This window comes from Serratia marcescens subsp. marcescens ATCC 13880, from assembly GCF_017299535.1.
Classification (GTDB): domain Bacteria; phylum Pseudomonadota; class Gammaproteobacteria; order Enterobacterales; family Enterobacteriaceae; genus Serratia; species Serratia marcescens.
The window spans coordinates 2,538,348-2,559,826 of the sequence record NZ_CP071238.1 but is presented as its reverse complement, the minus strand read 5'-3'; the positions used below and the strand labels follow the sequence as shown (position 1 = coordinate 2,559,826).

At 56.5% G+C, this 21,479-nt stretch carries 25 protein-coding genes; 12 read left to right on the top strand and 13 right to left on the bottom strand.

Translation table 11 applies throughout. From position 1 onward, the window contains the following. The first annotated feature begins 48 nt into the window (after positions 1-48). Complete coding sequence (locus tag J0F90_RS12305) at positions 49-699, top strand: LysE family translocator (RefSeq protein WP_028127429.1); 651 nt, start codon at positions 49-51, stop codon at positions 697-699. A gap of 15 nt (positions 700-714) precedes the next feature. Here the strand turns inward: J0F90_RS12305 and J0F90_RS12300 are convergent, their stop codons facing one another. Next, on the bottom strand, positions 715-1,491 hold the full coding sequence (locus J0F90_RS12300; protein WP_033640280.1) for an NAD(P)H-dependent oxidoreductase: 777 nt from the start codon (positions 1,489-1,491) through the stop codon (positions 715-717). A gap of 84 nt (positions 1,492-1,575) precedes the next feature. On the opposite strand from J0F90_RS12300, the gene J0F90_RS12295 reads away from it, so the two are divergent. Further along, positions 1,576-2,469: a LysR family transcriptional regulator gene (locus J0F90_RS12295; RefSeq protein ID WP_016927695.1), complete on the top strand. Its 894-nt coding sequence runs from the start codon at positions 1,576-1,578 to the stop codon at positions 2,467-2,469. Between the two features lie 27 nt (positions 2,470-2,496). On the opposite strand, the gene J0F90_RS12290 is transcribed toward J0F90_RS12295, so the two are convergent. The 3 genes from J0F90_RS12290 to J0F90_RS12280 all read right to left on the bottom strand — a co-directional run bounded on the left by J0F90_RS12290 (position 2,497) and on the right by J0F90_RS12280 (position 5,477). Further along, positions 2,497-2,658: a hypothetical protein gene (locus J0F90_RS12290; protein WP_016927696.1), complete on the bottom strand. Its 162-nt coding sequence runs from the start codon at positions 2,656-2,658 to the stop codon at positions 2,497-2,499. Between the two features lie 141 nt (positions 2,659-2,799). Beyond that, positions 2,800-4,866 carry a TonB-dependent copper receptor gene (locus tag J0F90_RS12285; RefSeq protein WP_033640281.1) on the bottom strand — a complete coding sequence of 689 codons (2,067 nt, stop codon included), beginning with the start codon at positions 4,864-4,866 and terminating at the stop codon, positions 2,800-2,802. Positions 4,867-5,090: 224 nt separating this feature from the next. Continuing rightward, positions 5,091-5,477, bottom strand: coding sequence for a DUF2946 domain-containing protein (locus J0F90_RS12280; RefSeq protein WP_229601634.1), 387 nt, complete (start codon positions 5,475-5,477; stop codon positions 5,091-5,093). A 244-nt stretch (positions 5,478-5,721) separates the two neighbouring features. On the opposite strand from J0F90_RS12280, the gene J0F90_RS12275 reads away from it, so the two are divergent. After that, a complete protein-coding gene (locus J0F90_RS12275; protein ID WP_033640284.1) occupies positions 5,722-6,330 on the top strand; it encodes a class I SAM-dependent DNA methyltransferase in 609 nt (202 codons plus the stop codon). Positions 6,331-6,370: 40 nt separating this feature from the next. Here J0F90_RS12275 and J0F90_RS12270 read toward each other — a convergent pair whose 3' ends face one another. Both J0F90_RS12270 and J0F90_RS12265 read right to left on the bottom strand, forming a co-directional pair. Then, positions 6,371-7,672 (bottom strand): PQQ-dependent sugar dehydrogenase, encoded by a 1,302-nt coding sequence (locus J0F90_RS12270; RefSeq protein WP_033640286.1) that lies wholly within the window; start codon positions 7,670-7,672, stop codon positions 6,371-6,373. Positions 7,673-7,682: 10 nt separating this feature from the next. Further along, the gene (locus tag J0F90_RS12265) at positions 7,683-8,108 is read right to left on the bottom strand and encodes a DUF2231 domain-containing protein (protein WP_033640288.1); all 426 of its coding nucleotides are present in this window, start codon (positions 8,106-8,108) and stop codon (positions 7,683-7,685) included. 169 nt (positions 8,109-8,277) lie between these two features. Between J0F90_RS12265 and J0F90_RS12260 the strand changes: the two genes are divergently transcribed. Then, complete coding sequence (locus tag J0F90_RS12260; protein ID WP_033640290.1) at positions 8,278-8,736, top strand: YbaK/EbsC family protein; 459 nt, start codon at positions 8,278-8,280, stop codon at positions 8,734-8,736. 68 nt (positions 8,737-8,804) lie between these two features. On the opposite strand, the gene J0F90_RS12255 is transcribed toward J0F90_RS12260, so the two are convergent. From J0F90_RS12255 to pdxR, 3 genes are all read right to left on the bottom strand, one after another. Then, positions 8,805-9,194 carry a hypothetical protein gene (locus J0F90_RS12255; RefSeq protein ID WP_048795332.1) on the bottom strand — a complete coding sequence of 130 codons (390 nt, stop codon included), beginning with the start codon at positions 9,192-9,194 and terminating at the stop codon, positions 8,805-8,807. 61 nt (positions 9,195-9,255) lie between these two features. Next, on the bottom strand, positions 9,256-10,170 hold the full coding sequence (locus J0F90_RS12250) for an NAD-dependent epimerase/dehydratase family protein (RefSeq protein WP_033640293.1): 915 nt from the start codon (positions 10,168-10,170) through the stop codon (positions 9,256-9,258). A gap of 177 nt (positions 10,171-10,347) precedes the next feature. Further along, a complete protein-coding gene (gene pdxR / locus J0F90_RS12245) occupies positions 10,348-11,757 on the bottom strand; it encodes a MocR-like pyridoxine biosynthesis transcription factor PdxR (RefSeq protein WP_033640294.1) in 1,410 nt (469 codons plus the stop codon). A gap of 170 nt (positions 11,758-11,927) precedes the next feature. Between pdxR and J0F90_RS12240 the strand changes: the two genes are divergently transcribed. The 3 genes from J0F90_RS12240 to J0F90_RS12230 all read left to right on the top strand — a co-directional run bounded on the left by J0F90_RS12240 (position 11,928) and on the right by J0F90_RS12230 (position 13,364). Beyond that, positions 11,928-12,383: a carboxymuconolactone decarboxylase family protein gene (locus J0F90_RS12240; RefSeq protein ID WP_033640296.1), complete on the top strand. Its 456-nt coding sequence runs from the start codon at positions 11,928-11,930 to the stop codon at positions 12,381-12,383. 75 nt (positions 12,384-12,458) lie between these two features. Continuing rightward, positions 12,459-12,896, top strand: coding sequence for a cupin domain-containing protein (locus tag J0F90_RS12235; protein ID WP_033640298.1), 438 nt, complete (start codon positions 12,459-12,461; stop codon positions 12,894-12,896). A gap of 3 nt (positions 12,897-12,899) precedes the next feature. After that, a complete protein-coding gene (locus tag J0F90_RS12230) occupies positions 12,900-13,364 on the top strand; it encodes a carboxymuconolactone decarboxylase family protein (RefSeq protein WP_033640300.1) in 465 nt (154 codons plus the stop codon). 11 nt (positions 13,365-13,375) lie between these two features. Here the strand turns inward: J0F90_RS12230 and J0F90_RS12225 are convergent, their stop codons facing one another. Next, positions 13,376-14,173, bottom strand: coding sequence for an SDR family NAD(P)-dependent oxidoreductase (locus tag J0F90_RS12225; protein WP_016927707.1), 798 nt, complete (start codon positions 14,171-14,173; stop codon positions 13,376-13,378). Between the two features lie 113 nt (positions 14,174-14,286). Between J0F90_RS12225 and J0F90_RS12220 the strand changes: the two genes are divergently transcribed. Continuing rightward, positions 14,287-15,222, top strand: coding sequence for a GlxA family transcriptional regulator (locus tag J0F90_RS12220; RefSeq protein WP_033640301.1), 936 nt, complete (start codon positions 14,287-14,289; stop codon positions 15,220-15,222). 220 nt (positions 15,223-15,442) lie between these two features. Here J0F90_RS12220 and J0F90_RS12215 read toward each other — a convergent pair whose 3' ends face one another. Next, positions 15,443-15,820, bottom strand: coding sequence for a VOC family protein (locus J0F90_RS12215; RefSeq protein WP_016927710.1), 378 nt, complete (start codon positions 15,818-15,820; stop codon positions 15,443-15,445). A gap of 272 nt (positions 15,821-16,092) precedes the next feature. Between J0F90_RS12215 and J0F90_RS12210 the strand changes: the two genes are divergently transcribed. Further along, entirely contained in the window at positions 16,093-16,563 is a 471-nt protein-coding gene (locus J0F90_RS12210) for a GrpB family protein (RefSeq protein WP_050072205.1), read from the top strand. Positions 16,564-16,713: 150 nt separating this feature from the next. On the opposite strand, the gene J0F90_RS12205 is transcribed toward J0F90_RS12210, so the two are convergent. Next, positions 16,714-17,094: a nuclear transport factor 2 family protein gene (locus J0F90_RS12205; RefSeq protein ID WP_033641413.1), complete on the bottom strand. Its 381-nt coding sequence runs from the start codon at positions 17,092-17,094 to the stop codon at positions 16,714-16,716. 176 nt (positions 17,095-17,270) lie between these two features. Here J0F90_RS12205 and J0F90_RS12200 point away from each other — a divergent pair, with 176 nt between their 5' ends. Continuing rightward, positions 17,271-17,933 (top strand): hypothetical protein, encoded by a 663-nt coding sequence (locus tag J0F90_RS12200; protein ID WP_033640302.1) that lies wholly within the window; start codon positions 17,271-17,273, stop codon positions 17,931-17,933. Positions 17,934-17,967: 34 nt separating this feature from the next. Here J0F90_RS12200 and J0F90_RS12195 read toward each other — a convergent pair whose 3' ends face one another. After that, entirely contained in the window at positions 17,968-18,990 is a 1,023-nt protein-coding gene (locus J0F90_RS12195; RefSeq protein WP_033640304.1) for a LacI family DNA-binding transcriptional regulator, read from the bottom strand. Positions 18,991-19,307: 317 nt separating this feature from the next. Between J0F90_RS12195 and J0F90_RS12190 the strand changes: the two genes are divergently transcribed. Beyond that, positions 19,308-20,231, top strand: a complete 924-nt coding sequence (locus tag J0F90_RS12190) for a substrate-binding domain-containing protein (RefSeq protein WP_033640306.1) — start codon at positions 19,308-19,310, stop codon at positions 20,229-20,231. 67 nt (positions 20,232-20,298) lie between these two features. Then, positions 20,299-21,474: a Gfo/Idh/MocA family protein gene (locus J0F90_RS12185; protein WP_033640308.1), complete on the top strand. Its 1,176-nt coding sequence runs from the start codon at positions 20,299-20,301 to the stop codon at positions 21,472-21,474. The last annotated feature ends 5 nt before the right edge of the window (positions 21,475-21,479 follow it).

The window sequence follows — 21,479 nt, the reverse complement described above, 5'->3', positions numbered from 1 at the left end:
GGGGAGGAATATGATTGCCGTATTCTTTGACTCGCCGGTGATAACCCCATGCCTTCAGCCGAAACGTTTATTGCTTTTCTTGTTGCACTCACCCTTCTGGAACTCTCTCCCGGACCGGATATGATGCTCACGCTGGCCCGGGGTATCGGCCAAGGCCGTCGCATCGCGCTGCTCAATGTTTTCGGCATGGTTTTTGTCGCCGGTATGGTGCAGGTTTCCATGCTGGTGCTCGGCCTCGCCACGTTGCTGCATAGTTATCCGCTGGCGTTGGACGTATTGCGTTGGGTTGGGGCCGCCTATCTGGTCTGGCTGGGGATAAAAATGCTGAAGGTAAGCCGGCAGCGTTCCGATGCCGTGCTGAAACCCCGGATGATGACCGGGTGGCAGGCGGTGAAAGAAGGGGCGATTAACAGCCTGACCAACCCTAAGTCGCTGCTGTTCATGTTTGCTTTCCTCCCGCAGTTTGTTAACCCTGAAACCGGGCCGGTTTGGTTGCAATTGCTCGTTTTAGGTTCCATTCAAAAGCTGGCCGGGATCCTTTCGCTGGGCTCTGTCGCTATGGCCTCCGGCACCGTGGGGCAATGGCTCGCCCGCAATCCCCGTTTGTTGGTCTGGCAGCAGCGATTTACGGGCGTGGTCATGATGGGATTGGGCGCCAAACTCCTCCTCGGGGGCGGCGCTGTGTCAGCGCCGCGATAAGGGGAGCGGCTCGCGCTATTTCAGGTGAATGCTAAAGCCGTCTTGCCCCGGCGCCAGATGGGCTTTCAGCGTCAACTGCGGGATCAGGTAGTCACCGGCGTTCTGCCGCCGAAACGGAATCGGCTCGGTGCGCCACAGGTTATCGAGCCGCTGTCCGAGCTGTTCGCACAGGGTGGCAAAGCGCGTCTCGTCGGTCTTACCGGCGCGATAGGTGACGAACGGCGGCAACACCTCGAACCCCGGGTAATGCAGCATGCCGTGCTGGATCGGGAACAGAATATCGTCGATCGGCCCGTTGATGCCGCGCGGGGCGTAATGGGATTCCCACCCGCCGGCGCTGACGATCAGCATCGCTCGTTTGCCCGCCAACATACCCTCGCCGTAACGGTCGCCCCAATGGGTATCGGAATGCTCACCGACGCCGTAGGCAAAACCATAGGCATAGACCCGATCGAACCAGCCTTTCAGCATCGCCGGCATCGAGAACCACCACAGCGGGAACTGCAACAGCACCGCGTCCGCCCAACGCAGCTTTTGTTGCTCCCGTTCGATGTCGGCGCTCTGCACGCCGTTGGCGAACGCGCGCCGGGAATCCAGCGAAGGATCGAAACGTGGGCCTGATGCGCCTTCCTGGCTGTCGTCGGCGTCGATCGCCGCTTTCCACTTCATGGCGTACAGGTCTGACACCTGGACCTGATGGCCGGCCTGCGTCAGGCGCTCAACGGCGAAGTTTTTCAGTGAGCCGGTCAGCGACTGCGGCTCCGGGTGGGCGTAAACAATCAGCACATTCATAACAACGCTCCTTGGTGTGAGAGCTGCAGGTTAGGGCGTCACAAGGTATATTAGAAATGAATTACCGTTATCCCAGGTATAACCATGAATAATTTAAGGCGGCTGGATCTCAATCTGCTGGTGACGCTCGACGCGCTGCTGGCGGAGCACAACGTCACGCGCGCGGCGCAGCGGCTCAATTTCTCTCAGCCGGCAGTCAGCGTGCATCTCGCCAAACTGCGGGCGATCTTTGACGATCCGCTGCTGTTGCCCGGCCCGCGCGGCATGCGTCCGACCGCCAGAGCGGAGCAACTGCGGGAACCGCTGCGTCAGGCGCTGGCGGCGCTTGAGTTGGCGGTGACGCCGGCGACGCCGTTCGATCCCGCCGTGGCGACCGATATCTGGCGTGTGGCCGCCTTCGACTACGGCGAATCCACCATCGTCCTGCCGGCGCTGAACGGTTTGCGCACGGCGGCGCCCGGCACCCGGCTGGCGGTGCTGGAAACCGCGCCGTCACGCATCGCCAAACTGGCGGAACAGGGAGAGATCGATCTGGCGTTTCACACCCGCGAAGGGGCGCCGCCCGGTCTGCGTCAGCGTACGCTATTCCGTGAACGCTATGTGCTGGTGGGCAGAGTCGGTCACCCTAAGCTGCATGAAAACCTGACGCTGGCGCAATTCTGCCTATTGGAGCAGGTGATGGTTTCGCCGGACGGCGGCGGTTTCTACGGCATCACCGACCAAGCGCTGGCGGACGTGGGGCTGACGCGGCGCGTGGTGCTTTCCGTGCCGCATTTTCTCTTCGTTATCTCGGTACTGACGCAGTCCGATTTGGTGGCGATGTTGCCGGAGCGGCTGGTGCGCAACCAACCGTTATTGCAGCAACTCAAACCGCCGTTGGCGGTGCCGGGTTTTGAAATGACTATGCTGTGGCACGAACGATCGCATCGGGATCCCGCTCACCGGTGGCTGCGCGAACATATCGTGCGTTCAGTGTGAGCGTGCTAATGTAAACAGCGCGGGAAATTACATGAACAGGAAGCGGTCAGCCAGCGGAACGCCGCGTTCGAGGCGCGGTGGCAACGCGTCGTCGCGATCGTCAGGCTGGGCTGCCTGTGGCGCGGCGTCTTCGGCTTTTTCGATCATCAGCTCGCCGAGCAGGGCCAGAAAACGAGTGATCTTTTGCATATTCCCTCCGGGGCCATGATTAACCTGAGGACGATAGTAATCGCCGCCTAACCGAATGGGAAAAACTTAAAACTCATATCCTAAGAACCGGATCGCATATCGCATGACCGGGCGACGGTTGCCCATCGCCCGGTGAACGGTTTAGAAGGTGACGTTAACCTTGGCCCACAGGGTGCGGCCCGGTTCATTCACCGCGCTGTTGGCCGAATAGCCGAAGGCGCTGTTGCCCGCCAGGTTGAGGTGCTCGCTGTAGGTCTTGTTCAGGATGTTATCCAGACCGGCGCTCAGCTTGACGTTTTTATTCACCTTGTAGGCGGCGTTCGCGGAGAGCACGCCGAAGCCGGCGCTTTCGGCAAAGTCTTTGCCCACCACGTTGCCTTCGTTGATCGCCACGCGGTTTTGGCTGCTGACCAAACGCCACAGCCCGGTGCCGCTCCAGTCGCCGTACTCGTAGGTCAGCCCCAGACGCGCCTCCAGCGGCGGGATCTGCGGCAGCGGGCGGCCGTCGCTGGTATTTTTGCCCCAGGAGTAGGCCAGGCTGGCGTCGGTTTTCCAGTGCTCGCTCAACTGATAACCCATGCCCATTTCGCCGCCCATGATGTTGGCGTTGACGTTATCGGCCTGGCTGAGACGCGCATTGTGCGGATCGTATTTGAACAGGATGAAATCATCGACGCGGCCCACATAAGCGGAGACCCAGCCGTTGAAGCGCTTGCCGTTGTATTGTGCGCCGATGTCGAGCTGCGTAGTTTTCTCGCTCTTGACGCCGGAGAACGGATCCTTGCTGCCATTCGGGCCGAGCTTCGGCGAGAATAGCTCCCAGTAATCCGGGAAACGCTCAGTATAACCGACGCCGGCGTACAGCATCAGCGGCAGCTCGGCCAGCGTGTGCTCCAGGCGCATAAAACCGCTCGGCAGGGTGTCGGAACGCTCCGCGTCGCCGCCGTTGCGGAAGTTCTCCACCAGGGTGCGATCGAGACGCGCGCCGCCGATCAGTTTATCCTGCTCGCTGGTGGACCAGGTCAGCTCACTGAAGGCGCCGTAGCTGTTGAACTGGGCATCTTTTTCCCAGCTGCCGCGGCTCATGCTGCGGTGGGTATTGGTCTGCGTGTCCAGGCCGCTTTCCAGCTTCACGTCCTGCCACTGCCAGGTGCCCATCACGCGGCCGCCGACGGTGCGGCGATCGAGCTGCATCGTCATGCCGGAAGACATCATGTGCCCGCCGTGGCCGCCCATGCCCATACCGCCATGGCCACCGTGCCCACCCATGCCGCCGCTGCCCGGTGAGCGCAGGGTGACGTTGTCCATCACGTGGTTGGCGTAATTGTAGTAGACCTGCGCTTCCAGCTTATCCAGCACCTCGCCGATGTTGGATTTTTCCACCCGCATGCCCAGGCTTTCGCGCTTGAACTGCGAACCGTCCATGCTGCGGCCGGCATAGCGCGCTTCGCCGTTGCCGCGGCCCATGGTCACTTCCAGCAGCGTATCGTTGTCCGGCGTCCAGCCGAGCGCCAGATCGCCGTTCCACTTGTCCCAGCGCGACGGCACGCGCGTATTGGTGCCGTCCTGATAATCGTTGGAACGAGATTTGTTGGCCATCACCCGCAAGTAACCTTGCTCGGCGCCGAGGCTGGCGTCGATATTCTCGTCCCAGCGGCCGTTGGAGCCGGTCAGCACGCTGGCGTTGCCCTTGACGCCCGGCTTGTCGAAGCGTGGGCGTTCACGTTCGAAACGCACGGTGCCCGCCGACGATCCCGGCCCCCACAGTACCGTCTGCGGCCCTTTGGTGATGGTCAACAGATCGAAACTCTCCGGCGAGATGTAAGAAGTGGGCGCATCCATTCTCGATGGACAGGCGCCCAGCATTTCCGAACCGTCGGTGAGGATCTTCAACCGCGAACCGAACATGCCGCGGAACACCGGATCGCCGTTGGTGCCGCCGTTGCGGATCTGAGAAAAGCCGGGAATGGTTTTCAGGTAGTCCGAGCCATCGCTGGCCGGCACCGGCTGACGCGGAGTTTTCGGTGACGTCACGATGGTCAGCGGAGAGTAGAGCGGTGCGGTGACGGTGATCACGTCGCCATCATTAACCTGTGTGTCGGCAGGGTGCTGATGCGCCTGCGCCGCGTGGCCAGCCAGCAGGAACAGCGGCATGGCGGCGGTGATGGCGCGGGTGGCGGCGTTCTTTTTATAAACGGGTTTAAACATCATCTTTCCTTAAGCTAACTTTTTCCGTTCTTGGCCGAGGGATTATTCAGGCGTGGGGCAGCCTGGCGAAAATCACCATCGGTAAATACGGGGGTTAATTCCATCAGCGTGGAAATAACCGGATTAATAATGTCGTCTCGGTGCTTAATCGTTGGGCGAATTAATTCCGCCGGGTTGAAGCGATCAACGGCAATACAGAGAACGGCAATGGGCTTATTGTTAAATCAGAGGAAAGAGAGGGGGGGCGCGCGCGGCTGTAATTCGGTGTGAACGACGTGGGCAAACAGGGGAACGAGATAGCGGATCGGCGGCGGGCGCGAAGCCAGCGACTGAGACCAGAACAGCGGGGCGTGGCTCACGTCCAGCAGCGGCGCGTGCAGCAACAGCACGCAGTAGCCGCAGGCGCTGTCGTCCATCATCATCGCCATGTTGTGGTGGCCGCCACCGTGCTGCATCAGCGGCGGCGAGGCTTTTTCAGGTTCAGACGACGGCGAGCGCATCCCGTGATGCATCGGCATATCCATGCCGCAATCCGCCATGACGGCCGTTCCAGCACTTCCGGCGCGTACATGCTCCAGAGATCGCGAGATCACCGGCGCAATGAACAACATCAGAATGGCAAACATCCCTAACCAGGCGGCGGCCCGATTTCGCGATGCAGAGGGCTGAATTAACGACACAATCAACCTAAAAAAGGGTTAACACAGGGGAGGGAATTGTACTGGTTTATGTCGAAATGTTAAAACCTTTTATTTCTGGTCAACGGCCTGTTGATGAATATATTATCGGATAAGCGCTTTAATTCTGACCAAAGGCTATTTTTATTGCGCCACTAACGTGACGGGGACAATATTAATGACGGAAGAACTGGCGAGCACGATTATTTCGCTTTATGACGAACATGCCGCCGCCTGGGAACGCCTCAGACCCACCACGCTGTTTGAGCGGCCGTGGCTCGACCGCTTTTTGCAGCTTACCCCGGCCAACGCGCGGCTGCTGGATCTCGGCTGCGGCAATGGCGCGCCGATCGCCGCCTATTTTATCGAACAAGGGTATCGAGTCACCGGCATCGACGGCGCGCAGGCGATGATCGCGCGCTGCCGGCAGCGTTTTCCACAGCAGGAGTGGCGGCAGATGGACATGCGCCGGCTGAGTCTGGCGACAAGATTCGACGGCCTGCTGGCCTGGGACAGCTTCTTCCATCTGGCGCGCGACGATCAGCGCCGCATGTTTCTACTGTTCAGACGGCACGCCAAGCCGCATGCCGCACTGATGTTCACCAGCGGCCCTGAAGACGGCGTGGCGATCGGCAATTTCGACGGCCAGCCGCTGTTTCACGCCAGCCTGGCGCCGGAGGAGTATACGCGCCTGCTGCAGGAGAACGGCTTCCGCGTGGTCGATCATGTGGTGGAAGATCCCGCCTGCGGGGGAAGAACGGTCTGGTTGGCGCAAAGCATCAAGTGACAATGTCACGTGCAGGTTCATCGGAACCTGCACGTTAACGTTATTTAGCGCTGACGCGCCAAACGGTGTTGCCCACGTCATCCGCAATCAGCAGGGCGCCGGCCTTGTCGACCGCTAATCCAACCGGTGCGCCATAGAGTTCCTTCTCGTCGTCGGAGACAAAGCCGGTGACCACCGCTTTGAGTTTACCGACCGGCTTGCCTTGTTCGAACGCCACGTAGCTGACCCGGTAGCCGTTCAGCGGCGAGCGATCCCAACTGCCGTGCTCACTGACAAAGGCGCCGCCGCGATAGTCGGCCGGCAGAGCGCTCGCGGTGTAGAACAACAGCCCCAGCGGCGCGACGTGCGAGCTGAGGGCGTAGTCCGGCTTGATGGCTTTCGCCACCAGATCCGGCCGCGCCGGCTGCACCCGACGATCGACGTGCTGGCCGAAATAGCTGTAAGGCCAGCCGTAGAAGCCGCCGTCCTGTACCGAGGTCAGGTAGTCCGGCACCAGATCGGCGCCGATCTCGTCACGCTCGTTGACGATGGCCCACAGCTTGCCGCTGTGCGGTTCCCACTGCAGCCCGGTCGGGTTGCGCAGGCCGCTGGCGAAGATGCGGCTGGCGCCGGAGGCGGTGTCCACTTCCAATACCGCGGCGCGCCGGTACTCTACGGCCAGGCCGTTTTCGGTGATGTTGCTGTTGGATCCAACGCCGACATACAGCTTTTTACCGTCCGGGCTGGCCAGCAGGGCCTTGGTCCAATGATGGTTGATGGTGTCCGGCAGATCGGCCAGCTCTTTACCCGGATCGCTGATGCGCGTTTCGCCCGGCTGATAGGCGTACTGCATGATATTGCCGGTGTTGGCCACATACAGGGTGTTGCCAATCAGCTGAACGCCGAACGGAGAATCGAGCCCCTCGAGGAAGACATGCTTTTCCCAGCTGCCGTCGGCGGTGGGGCGCAACAGGGTGATGCGGTTACCGCCTTTTCCCCCTTTACCTGACTGACCCTTAACCAGCCCGGCGATCAGCTGCTTGGGTGTGCTGACCGCTTCGGTGCCCGGCCCGTTGGCCTCCACCACCAACACATCGCCGTTGGGCAGGGTCAGCAACTGACGCGGGTGCAGCAAACCGTCTGCCACCTTGTCGATTTTCAAGCCTTCGGCGACTTTCGGCATCTGGTTTTGCTGCCAGCCCACGCCCTTTGGCACCTGCATCGGCGGCATCAGGAAATCTTGCGCCGCCGGCAACGCCGGATCCGGCCCCATTTGTTGTTCCGGCGAAATGACGGCACTGTTATCGCAGCCGGCCAAGGTCAATACGGCGGAAAGGGTGAGCGCCAGAGATGAGAGCTTCATGAAAACCTCCTTATTTTGCGCGGGCGCCAAGGGCCAGCAGAATATTCGCCAGGCTGAGCAGCGCGACCACGATCGCAGACAGCACCAGGCCTTGCGGCACCACGGCATACGCATCCCGGCTATGCACGAAAGCGTTGATAATGGCGAGAACGATGGCCAACAGGTTCAGCCAGAAATGGAGTTTGACCGACGAACCCAGCAGCCGAGCGCTGCCGAACCATACTTGCACCAGGTTAATCAGGCGAGGAATGATGGCAAAAATCAGGCCGATGGCGATTAGCCAGCTGGCGCCATTAACCCACTGAATATTGGCAGTGCAGGCATAAATGATGTCGAAAATGAGCGCCGCGGTGAAAAATCCATAAGGTATCGGGTTGAGCCATTCATAGACGGCCACTGCGGCCGCTGAGGGCCTTGCTGTCGTTTGCGTGGTCATGCAGGCATCTCCATGAAAAATGATGGGTAAAAAGGCCATTGGCCCCTTAAAGCTTTGTTCAGATCCAGCGATTTGAACAATTTTGATTCTCATTTTTAGCATGCGATGTTAAAACCGAAACCATCACTGCGGCATTATCAATGGCTTAGCAATATCAGGAGGAAGGAGCATGAGCATAGAACGCGTTCAGCGTTTTCTGGCCGAGCACGCGCCGGAAACGGCGGTGACGGTGCTGACACAGAATACCGCGACGGTAGCGCTGGCGGCGGAAGCCTTTGGCGTGGAGGGCGGGCAGATCGCCAAGACGCTGTCGTTTCGCGTGAACGATGGCGTGGTGCTGCTGGTGATGGCGGGAACCGCCAGAATCGATAACAAGAAGTACAAGCAATTCTTTGGCGTAAAGGCACGCATGCTGCCGGCGGAGGAGGTGGAGGCGCTGACCGGCTATCCGCCCGGCGGCGTTTGCCCCTTTGCCGCACCGGCAACGGTGAGAGTTTACTGCGATCGCAGCCTGTGCAGCTACAGTGAAGTGCTTCCGGCAGGCGGCAGTGATAACTCAGGCGTGAGAATTGCGCCGCAACGGCTGGCCAGCATCACCGGAGCGGAGTGGATTGACGTGACAGGGTAACTGCAAGTGTGTTATTGCAAGATTACAAAGTCACCCGATTTAGCCCGTTTGAAATGTCACTCACTTCGTCAATACGGTTCTCGCCGTACGCTTACTACGTCAGCGACGCGCCCCCGGCTTACCATCACCCCGGGGGCAAAATGATGGGTGATCTTCAGCAGCGTCTTCTCGCCATCGTCATCTACACCCGCTCTGATGATGACAGACTCTAGTCGTGTTGCTGTCTTTGAAATTTTCCACAGAACCACCCCTAACAGTTGCATGAAGGCCTCGTACTGGCCGCTGCCTTGTTCACAGGGGACCGGGGTCAGCGGAATATCGTCTGCCGGATGGGGGATATCGACAATTTCCGAGAGGTGCGGACTATAGCTCCCGTCATGGCGAGGTATTAAAGATGCGCGTAATAATCGATTATCACCAAGCATAAAATCAAAATACTGTTTATCCCGATGGCTCATTTCTTTTGATACCTGTTGATATTGTCACAGTACGGTGCGGCTGCGCCGCACCGTATCGTATTCAGGACTGGCGGTGCCAGATCAGAGGGCGAGGTGAAAAACCGAGTTTTTCTTTCGCGGCCTGGTTGGACGCTCCGGTCAGGGCGGTGTGATAGTAGAGTCCTTCTTCACCCGCGAGCGATAGCGCGTCTGCGGCACTCAACCGCGTAGGTTCAGGCGCGCCGACCCAACGGTTAAACTCAGGAAGCCACTGATTCACCGGAAGCGGATTATCATCGACAATATTATAGGTACCAGGTTCGGATCCCAGCGCCGCAATGGTGGCGGCAATGGCATCGTCAATATGCACGAAAGACCAGACTGCATTACCTTCGCCAAAAATGACGCTTTCGCCATTGCGAGCCTGTTCGGCGATGGCGCCTTCTGGTCGATACCAGGTGCCAGGGCCATAGAAGAATCCGTAACGCAGCACCACCCCTGCGATCCCGGGAAGCATCCTGACGGCGTTTTCATAGTCAGACAATACGTTACAGCTTTCCCCGATCACCCCCGGCGCCTGGATCCGCAGGGCGGCACTTTCACTGGCCAGTTTTCCGGCCGCCGCATCAAGATAAAAGCCACGGGACTGAAGAATATAACGGCTGATGCCGCAGGCTTTCGCCGCTTCAAGTAAATGATGTCCGGCCACTTTGTGTAAAGCCGTATCCGCGGGGATCGAGCGGATAATGTCGGCAGGATTAGCCGGCAGCAATGTCAGTTGATCGATAATCGTATCAGGCTGAAACTTTTCGACAGCTTCGCGCACCGCATGTGAATCCATCGCATCCACACACAGCGCTTCGGCGCCGAGTTCATGGAGTTGGGCGATACCTTTTCCTTGACGCGTCAAGCCTGCGACTTGATGTCCAAGGGCGCAGAGCACCCTTGTCATTGGCAGCCCGATTGCCCCCGTTGCGCCTGCAATTAAAATTCTCATACTTCTCCTCCGATGCCTTATGAGTACAGCCGGACACGGTTGTGTACCCGGCAATGCTGACTGACCCCTACAGGATAGAAAGAGAGTAAGATCTTAAAAAGAACCAAAAACGAATGATTTTTGTGTACCAGAGCGAGACAAGCGGAAGAGGAAAGCGCGAGAATCGCAAGGGGGCCGTTAAGCGAGTTTACGGATCAATCGATCCAGCCGCTCGCAGGCATGGAGGAGTGATTCGCCTTCCTTGCCTGATACGCCAAGCAACAGACCGGACTTTTCCGCTACCCCTGACTGATACCAGGCTGAAAGCGGGGATGGCGCCAGGCCAAAGTTATAGGCGTAATGCGCAATGGTGCGATCCTGAGAGCCGTCTGGCAGGTTGATTAAAACGGATAAACCATGGACCTGAACGGTGTAGCCTAACGCCTTCATTATGCGGGAAAGTTCAGTACTTCTGGCATGGTAAACTCTTTTCATTTTTCGCAGATGCCGAAGAAAATGCCCCTCACTCAAAAAGGCATGCACCGCCATCTGGATCGCGGGAGTCGGAGCGGGGGAAAGCGAGGCGGCGACATCAGCAACCGTCTCGACAAGCGATGGCGGCGCCACGACAAACCCCAGGCGTAGAGCCGGGCTAATGGTTTTACTGAATGATCCAATATGGATAACCCGACCATAAATATCCTGTGACGCCAGCGCTGGCGCCGCGCGGCGATTAAGCTGCAACTCCCCCAGATAGTCATCCTCGATGATCCAGCGGCCATTTTGGTGGGCCCACTCAATTAAACGGTGGCGCCGTTCCAATGATAATGCCATCCCCAGGGGCGCTTGCTGCCCGGGGGTGACCAGCGCGATTGCCGCGTCAGGCGCGTGATGGATGCCATATTCTATATCCATCCCTTCGGAATCGACCCGCACAGGTACCGTGGCCAGGCCCGCAAGGCTCAAGGCTTTTCTTGCCGGCGGAAAGCCAGGATTTTCCACCCAGGCTTTGTGCCCGCGTAAAGACAGCGCGTGCAGTATGAGGCCAAGTCCTCCGGTGAATCCGGCAGTTACGAAAACTTGAGAAGGATGGCATTTGATTCCTCTGGAAAGGGTGAGCTGACCGGCGATTTCGCGGCGCAATTCGCTTTCCCCTCTGGGGTCGCCATAGCATTGTCTGGACTGCACGGCGTGACGGGCTGACGCCGCAAAAAGGCGTGAAAAGAGGGGGACGGGAAAGACATCGCCGGCAGGGATCCCCATCTGAAAATCGCCTGTAGGAAAGAGAAAATCCTGAAACAATTCTGAAGTGGGTACGGATTCAGGCACCTTTTTCGCCGTCCTGCCCGGCGGTAGATTATCCACGACGCAGGTTCCACGAGAGCGGGACATCACGACAAGTTGCTCATCGGATAACCGTTCATAGGCGGTCTTAACCGTGCCGCGAGAGATACCCAATTGTATGGCAAGGTCAATCCATGAAGGGAGCCTTGTGCCTGGCGCAAGAACACCGCTCTCAATGGCTTCGGTGATCCCCTGGCGGATCTGCTCGGCGATGGATATCCGTGCGTTACGGTCAATCGTCAGCGCCAGAGTGGGTCTGTTCATATATCGCTCCATTAATCAGCAGGTGTACTTGAAATAGCAGAGGCATCTCTGGTCAGCATGTTTTAGCCATCCCGGATGCGTGGTACAGCAAAATCTTCGTTTTTTGGTTCTTTTAAGTGTAAATCCAGCTGTTATGCTTGACTCAGTTTCAACGATAAAGGAAATAAAAAATGAGTCAACGCATTGATTATACTAAAACTTCTCCGGCAGGGGTTAAAGCGCTCGGTGGGGTTTATGCCTACGTCGCGCAATGTGGCCTGGAGAATACGCTCGTGGAACTGGTTAATTTGCGCGTCAGCCAAATTAACGGCTGCGCTTATTGCCTGGATATGCACACACGCGATCTCCTGAAGAAAGGTCTCAGCCCCGTCAAACTTGCTTTGGTGCAAGTCTGGGAGGAAGCCGGAGAGGTCTTTACCGCGCGTGAAAAGGCGGCGCTGTCCTGGGCCGAGACCGTCACCCGGGTTTCTGAAACGCATGTTCCGGATGAAGCCTTTGCGGCGGCATCTGCCGTTTTCGAAGATAAGGAACTGGCGGATTTGACGATGGCGATAGGCTTAATCAACGCCTATAACCGTCTGGCTATCAGTTTCCGCAATGTACCGCAGGAAGCGCAAAAACCCTGATATTGCGTGTTGTGACGTGGCGATCGCGCGGCGTCACACCTGCAAGCTTAACAACTCCAGTCAGGAGCCCGTCATATGATAAGCAGAAATCCATTTTTATCCGCAGTAGCCGCTGTCGGAATGATCTTCTCAACAACCGTTTTGGCGCATGGCGTTGAACCACAGGGGCAAGGCGAGACGGTTAAACCGAATTTTTCGCATGCGATCCCCAACATTCCGGGTAAATCGCTTACTGCCGTCGAAGTCCTTTATCCTGCGGGCGCTGCATCGGCATCTCATACGCATGCTCCTTCTTCATTTATCTACGCCTATGTCGTGGAAGGCGATATTATCAGTCAGGTCGAAGGTCAACCTGAACGGACTTATCGGGCAGGCGAAAGCTGGTATGAAGATCCTGGCGCGCACCATGTTGTCAGCCGTAACGCCAGCAAAACCAAACCGGCGAAACTACTGGCGGTATTTGTCGTGGACACCAAAGATACTCAGCTCACCACGCCAGACAGTAAGCCGTAATAAATGGGCGTCCGAATTGATTACACCCGGACGTCTTCCGCTGGCGTCCAGGCATTCAGCGCCATTGACCATTACCTCTGTCATTGCGGTTTGGACGAGCGACTGCGCGATCTCATTAATTTACGCGTCAGCCAGATTAACGGCTGCGCGTATTGCACTGATTTGCATACGCGTATGTTGATGAAAGAGGGCGTCGGCGCTGAGAAACTGGCGGCGCTCCAGGGATGGGTCTGTACCGAAGGCATTTTTTCTTTAAAGGAGCGCGCGGCGTTAGCCTGGGCTGAATATATGACGCTCATTGCCCCTTCATCAAACCGGCGTGAACACGTGCCAGATTTGCGGCGCTATTTCAGCGACGAAGAGGTATGTGACCTTACGCTGGCTATCAGTCTCATCAACGCCTACAACCGCCTGGCGATAAGCTTTCGTAATATCCCTCAGGCGGTTTTGGAACATCAGAAGTCATGAATGGACGTGCCTTAACGGCGATAACGCGGGGCCGGCTGCGCAGTGCTGAGATGCTGGCTCATGGTACGCCGAGCGGCCTCCCAGGCATTCCATTCTTCACCGTCCTGCAATGGCGGGATGGTCACCGTTTCACCGGCATCTAAACCTGCCAGCGCGGCATCGACCATCTCCTCGCTTTTCATGACCCAGGATTGCGGCAGATTTTCATGGCCGCCTACGCCTGGCACATTCCAGAACGCGGTCGCCGTCGCGCCGGGTAAAACGGCCTGAACGCGAATCCCTTTATCCCCGAGCTCGTGCTGCAGAGAGTGGCTGAACGCCAGCACAAAGGCTTTGCTTGCGCCATAAATCCCATTCAGGGTTTCCGGGCTAATCGCGACGATAGACGCGATATTGATGATTGTTCCCGTTCCGCGAGCGAGCATTGCCGGTGCAGCCGCATAAGTTAAACGCATCAGCGCGGTGACGTTGAGGTTAATCATCGCTTCCATTTCATCAACATTCGAATCCAGAAGCGGCGTTACGGCGCCAAAACCGGCATTATTCACCAGCATAGTCAGTGACGTTTCATTACGCAGTAGCTCTTCCACATGGCGTAGTTCCTGCGGGTTACCGAGGTCCGCGCCGATAATACGGACCTGTCGATGATGAGTATCGCGGATCCGTTGGGCAACCTGTTCCAGACGGTCAGTATTGCGCGCCACAAGGATCAGATCGTAGCCGCGTTTAGCGAGTCTGTCGGCATAGAGTGCGCCGATGCCGCTTGAAGCGCCGGTCACCAGGGCGGTGCCATTTGATGATGTGCTCATGTTTTTCTCCAGGGTGGTTGTTTTCAATGATGAGCACAATAACACTCGCATTTTATGTCTTAAATGTCATATAAACACCTTTTTATGACATTGGATTATGATGGGTCCGCTATATGCGCAGAGTCGGTTTTATCCTCACACCCGGTTATTCGCCGATGGGCTTTGCGGTTATTACCGCGTTTGAAGTCGCCAATATGGTGTTGCCGGAACCGGTCTATGACATTCATTTGCTTTCGGAAAATGGCGGCGCGTTACGCACATCCGCGGGCTTCGATGTGGTGACGGAAGCCTTTACTGAAACGCATTACGATGTTTTGCTGTTTGGCGCCAGTATGGAAAAGGCGACACCCGATACCATCGCGTTCGTGCGCCGCGCCGCGCCATTCGCCCGTCGGGTCGCAGCAGCGTGTATTGGGACATTTTTGCTTGCGGAAGCCGGAATGCTGGACGGACATCGCGCCACCACGCACTGGATGTATGCCCGGGAACTCAAGCAGCGCTACCCGAAGATACAGGTTGAAGAAGACCGGATATTTGTCTGCGATGGTCCGTACTGGACATCAGCAGGGATGACAGCGGCTATCGACCTCGCTCTGGCGTTGATCGAAAGTGATTTGGGCCCCGATATCACCCGGTCTATAGCGCGAAAACTGGTGCTTTACCATCGCCGCACGGGTGGGCAATCGCAGTACTCGTCACTACTGGAGCTGGAACCGAAAACCGATCGCATTCAGAAGGTGCTGACCTATGCGCGCCGCAATCTGGACCGTCGTCTAAATATTGAAGAACTGGCCGACGTGGCGAATCTGTCGCCTCGTCAATTCAGCCGTATCTTTCAGGCGGAAACCGGACAGTCGCCGGCAAGGGCCGTTGAGTATCTGCGGCTGGAATCGGCGCGGGCGATGTTAGAGGAGAGCAACAGTTCGCTGGATGAGATCGCCAGGCAAACAGGATTTATCGACAGAGAACGTATGCGACGCGCTTTTATTCGTACGATTGGGCAGCCGCCGCAAGTTATTCGTCGTCAGGTACGCCATACTGAAGGCTGAGGGACTTCAGATATAAGGAGAGTAGGGAAGAGCAGCGTCAATGACATCAGCCTACAGAATATTTTACTCCGCGATGGGGCTGCCAAAGTAACGGATCACCATCCGCTTTACTGGAAATATGAAGAATGGCGGCCAGAACAGGGTTAGCGAGCATCACAATGTTATGTTAAATAGAGTGTGTGAGGTCATAATTAACAGACTGTTTTAACTAGAAAAATCATTAGTCCATCGGGTTGTGGCAAACCGCCTCGATATTGTGGCCATCCGGGGCGATCACAAATGCCGCATAGTAATGGGCATGGTAATTGGGCCGCAAACCGGGCGCGCCATTGTCTTTGCCGCCGGCGTTTAGCGCGGCGTGGTAGAACGCATCGACCTGCTCACGGCTGCTTGCGGCAAATGCCAGGTGCAGATGCGCCGGCTTTTCATCGGTTTGAAACAGGCACAATGACACATTACCCCGTTCGGGACACAACTCAATGCCATAGCCGGGGTCGCCTTCGGCAACGATTTTTACGCCCAGTGGCGCCAGCGCATTGAGGAAAAACGCTTTGCTGAGGGCAAAGTCGCTGACGCCAAATTTCACATGATCAAACATGGGGAGGCTCCTGGAGCGAGGAGGAATGTTCCCATTCAGTATAGCCAACGCCGAGGTGCGTGCCGAAAGCGATCAAACGCGCGCCAATGCGCATTTAGCGTGCAAATACTGCCCGTTTAAGTGACGCGTTTGGGTGAAATCTGCAGTATCGTAGCCGCCACGTTTTATCAGATTTCACGTAGCGCGATCAAAAAAAGCAGGGGATTTCTGGCCAATACCGGCAGGTAGGCGCCATAGAAAACTATGCCCAGTCATCATTATTGGGGCAGGAAATGACAGAGCGCATACTGGCCGGCATGTTAACGGCAATTCATCAGCAGGAGCTGCCGGCCAAACCAGCGATTGATATCTTGCTAGAAGTTGAAAGCCTGGCGGCGTTGGATGGTTTGAATGACAGGATGCATGATATGAGATCTACGCCGCGCGGCGAGAACGGCATAGCCGGCAGGCGTTACTACATCAAGGGAAACGGCAATCATGCATTTACTGCAGGAAGTGAACAGGTGATCAGACATTTGGCGTTCAGAGATTATCTGCGCAAGCATCATGATGTTGCTCAGCAATATGCGGCAATCAAACGTCAGGCAGCAGAAGACAGCCGGCAAAACCCGGCGGCTTATGGCCGGTTGAAAAACGAATTTGTTCAGCGGCATGAGCAGTTGGCGCTGCGCTGGCCTGGTTGGCCGCAGGAGAAACCCCAAGTAATCAGGCCTGGACGGCAGAATCCACATATCACCACTTAGGTGCGCATAATGTATATTATGTTAAATTGAAATACTGAATACGCACCGGGATTAGCCCTGCACATCATCTCTCGCCTCACCTTCAACGTTATCATTCCGACATTCCATTTTCCCGCCAGGCTTACTGTCACTCGCCGCTTTTAAACGCAATCAATCATCAGTCGGCGTACCTTGATGAAATCGCATCTGCCAACCCTCTTTATCTTTCAGGAGCCAAATCGATGAGCGCTCAGTGCAACGAACGGCGCGGCCCTGTGCGTCACGCTGAAAACTTTTATACGTCAGCAACACGGCGCCTTCGCTGATTTGCGCCAGCTTAAAAGCTTCGGCGACAATCTGCGGATAATCCGTTTCCATCTCCAGCGCCGCAACGGTCTGGCGCTTGTCATAGCGCAGCCCTGAACGACCAATCTCTTCAAAGTCTTCATGCAACAATGCCGCGACACGTTTCGGATCGCAGCGCGTCGTTGGCTGGTGCAGTTCAACCTCAAGCGCCTGAATTTGGCTAAGCCACTCTGCAAAATGGGTCAACATGCCCTCCTTTTTGATCGCGCTACGTGAAATCTGGAGACAAGAAACTCACACAGGGGTTCAGATTTAAGCGGATGTGATTCCTGTCGTAACGGTTGAAAATCAAACCGGATATTGCTTATTTTAAACCATTACTATAAATTACACGCAATATCAATTTTTTGGCGAATGGAATCATGCCCGATCGGTCATTACTCTTTTTTTATGGTTTAGTCTTTGCTGCAGTAATTTATTTCATTGTGAAATTCAGGAAGGACATAACAAAAAAAGATGGGTTGATAAATATAGCTTTATTTCTAGTTGTCGCTATTACGATAATGTTCCTTCTCAATTCAGATCTTTCTGCCACTGGCATTCTGATTACCATATTTTCTTTTCTTTCAGCAGGCTTTGTTTTTTTATGTGCTGCCATTTTTCTCAAGGAACTGTACTCAACGAAAAAGTATACATTAACTGCCATAAAGCGAATAAAAACGGAAAACACAATTAATTTCAAAGCAATGCCAAAATTTAAAGGTGGGATTTTTTGCTACCAAAAATCATGGTATGCCATCTATTCACCCTCTTTGAATTTACTTGAAATAGGCGTTAATGCGTTTGATAGCCAACCTGAGTTTGGCAAAAAATTCACCGTGCGAACGTTGTCTAAACGCGCTATTACATTCGTTCCGGAAGTAATTCCTGATGAAATCAATGATGACACTGAACTATTCGGCCAACTGGTAATATTTTGTGAAATGTCTGAAAAAAATCAGATTATGGTGGAAAATTATCTTGAGGCCATAAAAAATGGCTCTGCTACACCCTGGCTTATCTCTGTGCCAGATGAAACTCCATAATTTTAGCATGGCGGAAATATTATCCGCCATGAACTCAATCAGCGATCTGAATTCCCTCTTGCTTCACATGCGACCGCCGAACCCGCAATTCTCCGTGCCGCCAGGCGCCGTCTGCCGTGGCGCGATTGTCGATCAGGCGATTCAAGGCTTCTTCGACCAGTCGGTCGATGCGTTGGCTGTAGCTGGTCAGCGCCCAGTTGGCTGAGCCGGCCTCATCGATATCGTCGAAGCCCACCACGGCCATCGCGGACGACGGCGCCGTTTGCCTGAGCGCTTCGAGCGCCCCCAGCGCCAGCACGTCGTTCTCGCAGAACAGCGCCTCAACCCGCTCGCTTTCCGGCGTTGCCTGCAGGTATTCACTCATCAGTTGGAAACCGCGCTGGCGATCGTAGTGGCCGGCGGTGAGCACCCGATCCAGCTGAAAGCCGGCGGCCATCAGCCTGTCGCGGTAGCCTTCCATGCGCAGCAAATGGCTGCTTTGCGTGTCCGGCCCCTTCATGTAACCAAAGCGCCGATGCCCTTGCTCTATCAGCAGCGCAGCGATCTCTTCGCCGGCGCGGTAGCCGTCGATATTGACCACATCAATGTGTTCGCTTTCCGTATTGCGGCACACCTGCACCAGCGGGATCTGATGCAGATCTTGCGCGATCGCCGCCCACTCTTTGGTTAACACCGTCGCCAGGAACAGAATGCCATCGACCTGCAGCTGATCGGCCATCGCCATCACCGCCCGGTAGTTTTCCCCCGCGGTGATGTTCAGCAGCAGCGCCATATAACCGCGAGTTTGCAGCTGTTTGGTGACCATATCGAGCATCATCATCGAATGCGGGTTCTTCATCTCGTCGATGGCTACGCCAATGATGTGCGTGCGTTTTTGCGACAGGCTGCGCGCCAGCAGGTTTGGCCGATAGCCCAGCTCGGCGGCCGCCGCCAATACGCTTTCACGCGCGTTGTCCGAGATCGACGCACCGGGCGTAAAGGCGCGCGATACCGTCCATTTAGAGACGCCGGCCTTTTCGGCGACGTCGCTGGCGGTGGCTTTGTGGTGTTTTATCATGGTTGCGTCGATCCCTGCTTCGGTGAAGTCACACTATACCCTGCTCGCTCAGATCCCCTAAGCGCCTGCCGGCATACCTGCTGCGATTATGTCCCGTTTTTGCACCCGATTGCAATTTGTTGTGCAATCGGGTGCAAGCCGTAAAGAGTTTGTGATCGTCCGCGCTGTTTTCACCTTTCCCCTGTTGACCAAATTTTCTTCATGGCCGACATTCACGGTGGCATTCAGAGACTCATCGCGGTTTTTTCTTCTGATTTGCACCCGGTTGCAAAAGAACTGTTTTTACATAACACCTCTCTTCTCAACAGGATACCGTAATGAAAAAAACCAGACTGTTGTTGATGTTAGCCTGCTCGCTGTTTGTCATGACCGCTCAGGCCAAGAGCTATCAGGTCGGCGTGGCGTTGGCCAATTTCGATCTCAACTTCGTCTCCATCCTGCGCAGCCAAATGGCGCGTGAACTGGCTGCGCAGCAGCTGCAAGGCCAGTTCGTCGATGCCAAAGGCGATGTCGCCCTGCAGGTGCAGCAGGTAGACGATCTGATTAATCAGGGCGTGGACGCCATTATCCTCAACCCGGTCGATACGCAAGGCGTCCAGCCGATGATAGCGGCCGCCAAACGCGCCGCTATCCCCCTTATCTTCGTCAACCGCAAACCCGAAGTGCCGCTGAGCGGCGCGACGGCCTACGTCGGCTCCGACTCGGCGCTCAGTGGCCGCCTGCAGATGGAGGCCCTAGCCAAAAAAATGAATTACCGCGGCAACGTGGCGATCCTGATGGGCGCCCTCTCCAACGAAGAAACCCGCGAGCGCACCCGCGCGGTGGAAGCGGTGATCGCCAAACACAAAGAGCTGAAAGTGGTAGAGAAACAGACTGCGAAATGGCAACGCAATGAAGCGGTCGACGTGGTTTCCGGCTGGTTGCTGAACGGCGTACCGATCGATGCGATCGCCGCCAACAACGATGAGATGGCCATCGGAGCGATCATGGCGCTGAAGCAGGCCAAAAAGAACGGCGTACGGGTTGCCGGTATCGACGGCACGCCCGACGGCCTGCAATTTATCAAAAACGGCGACCTGGCGGTGACCATTTTCCAGGATGCCAAAGCCCAGGCGATCGGCGCGGTGCAAGTGACCCGAGCGATGTTGGATCACGCCAAAACCGAGTCTTACAACTGGGTGCCTTATGCCACCGTGACGCGAGAAAACTACCCGCAATTTGCGCAGATGAACCAGAAATAAACCGTCGCCACTCTCTTTTTCAACCCGCTTTGCACCCGAGTGCAAAGCCACAGTGTCAGGAGTCAGCATGTTAAATGGTGAAAGAAGCATCCCTCGCCCGCTGCGTTGGGCGATGATCGGCGGCGGCCGCCTCAGTCAGGTGGGCTACAAGCACCGTTCCGGCGCACTGCGCGACAATACCGCCTATCGGCTGGTTGCCGGCGCTTTTGATATCGACGCGGCGCGCGGGCGTGAGTTTGGCGTCAATCTCGGCGTGCCCGCCGAACGCTGCTATGACGACTATCAGCAGTTGCTGAAACAAGAGGCCAACCGCGAAGATGGCGTTGAGGTGGTGACCATCGCCACCCCTAACGGCACCCACTATGAAATCACGCGCGCCGCGCTGAATGCCGGCCTGCATGTCATTTGCGAAAAACCGCTGTTCTTCACTACGGCGGAGGCGAGAGAAATCAAGGCGCTGGCGGCGGAGAAAGGCCTGATCGTCGGCGTAACCTACGGCTTCTCCGGGCATCCGCTGCTGATGCAGATGCGCGCCATGATCGCGAACGGCGACATCGGCGAAATACGCATGGTCGAATTGCAGTACACCCATGGCTTCAACGCCAACGAAAGCGCGGACACGTTCGAGGCGCAAAAGTGGCGCGTCGATCCGAAAATCGCCGGCCCCTCCTTTGTGCTGGGCGACATTTCCACCCATACCTTCTACATCTCACAGCTGGTCATGCCCGATATGAAAATTGCCTCCCTGCTGTGCGATCGCCAGAGCTTTATCCCTTCCCGCGCCCCGCTGGAAGACAATGCCATGGTGCTGATGCACTACGAAAACGGCGCCGTCGGGCGCATGTGGGCCTCCGCCATCAATGCGGGCGCGATGGACAGCCAAAGCATTCGCGTGGTGGGCTCACGCGCCAGCCTGCAATGGAGCGATTCCACGCCCGGCGAATTGCGCTATGAGATCCAGGGGCGGCCCAACCAAACGCTGCACCACGGCATGCCCTATCTGGACGACAGCGCGCTGGCAGAAGAGCGGCTCGGCGCGCTGCATACCGAAGGGCTAGCCGAATCCTGGGCCAATATTTACCTCAAGTTCGCCATCGCCATCAGCGCCAGTCAGCGCGGCGATCGGCAGACGCTGGCCGCGCTGATCTATCCGGATATCGATGCCGGATTGGAAGGCGTGCGCTGGATTGAAAACTGCGTTCGTTCCGCCGACAACGGCGCCACCTGGGTTAATTACCAATAAGGAAA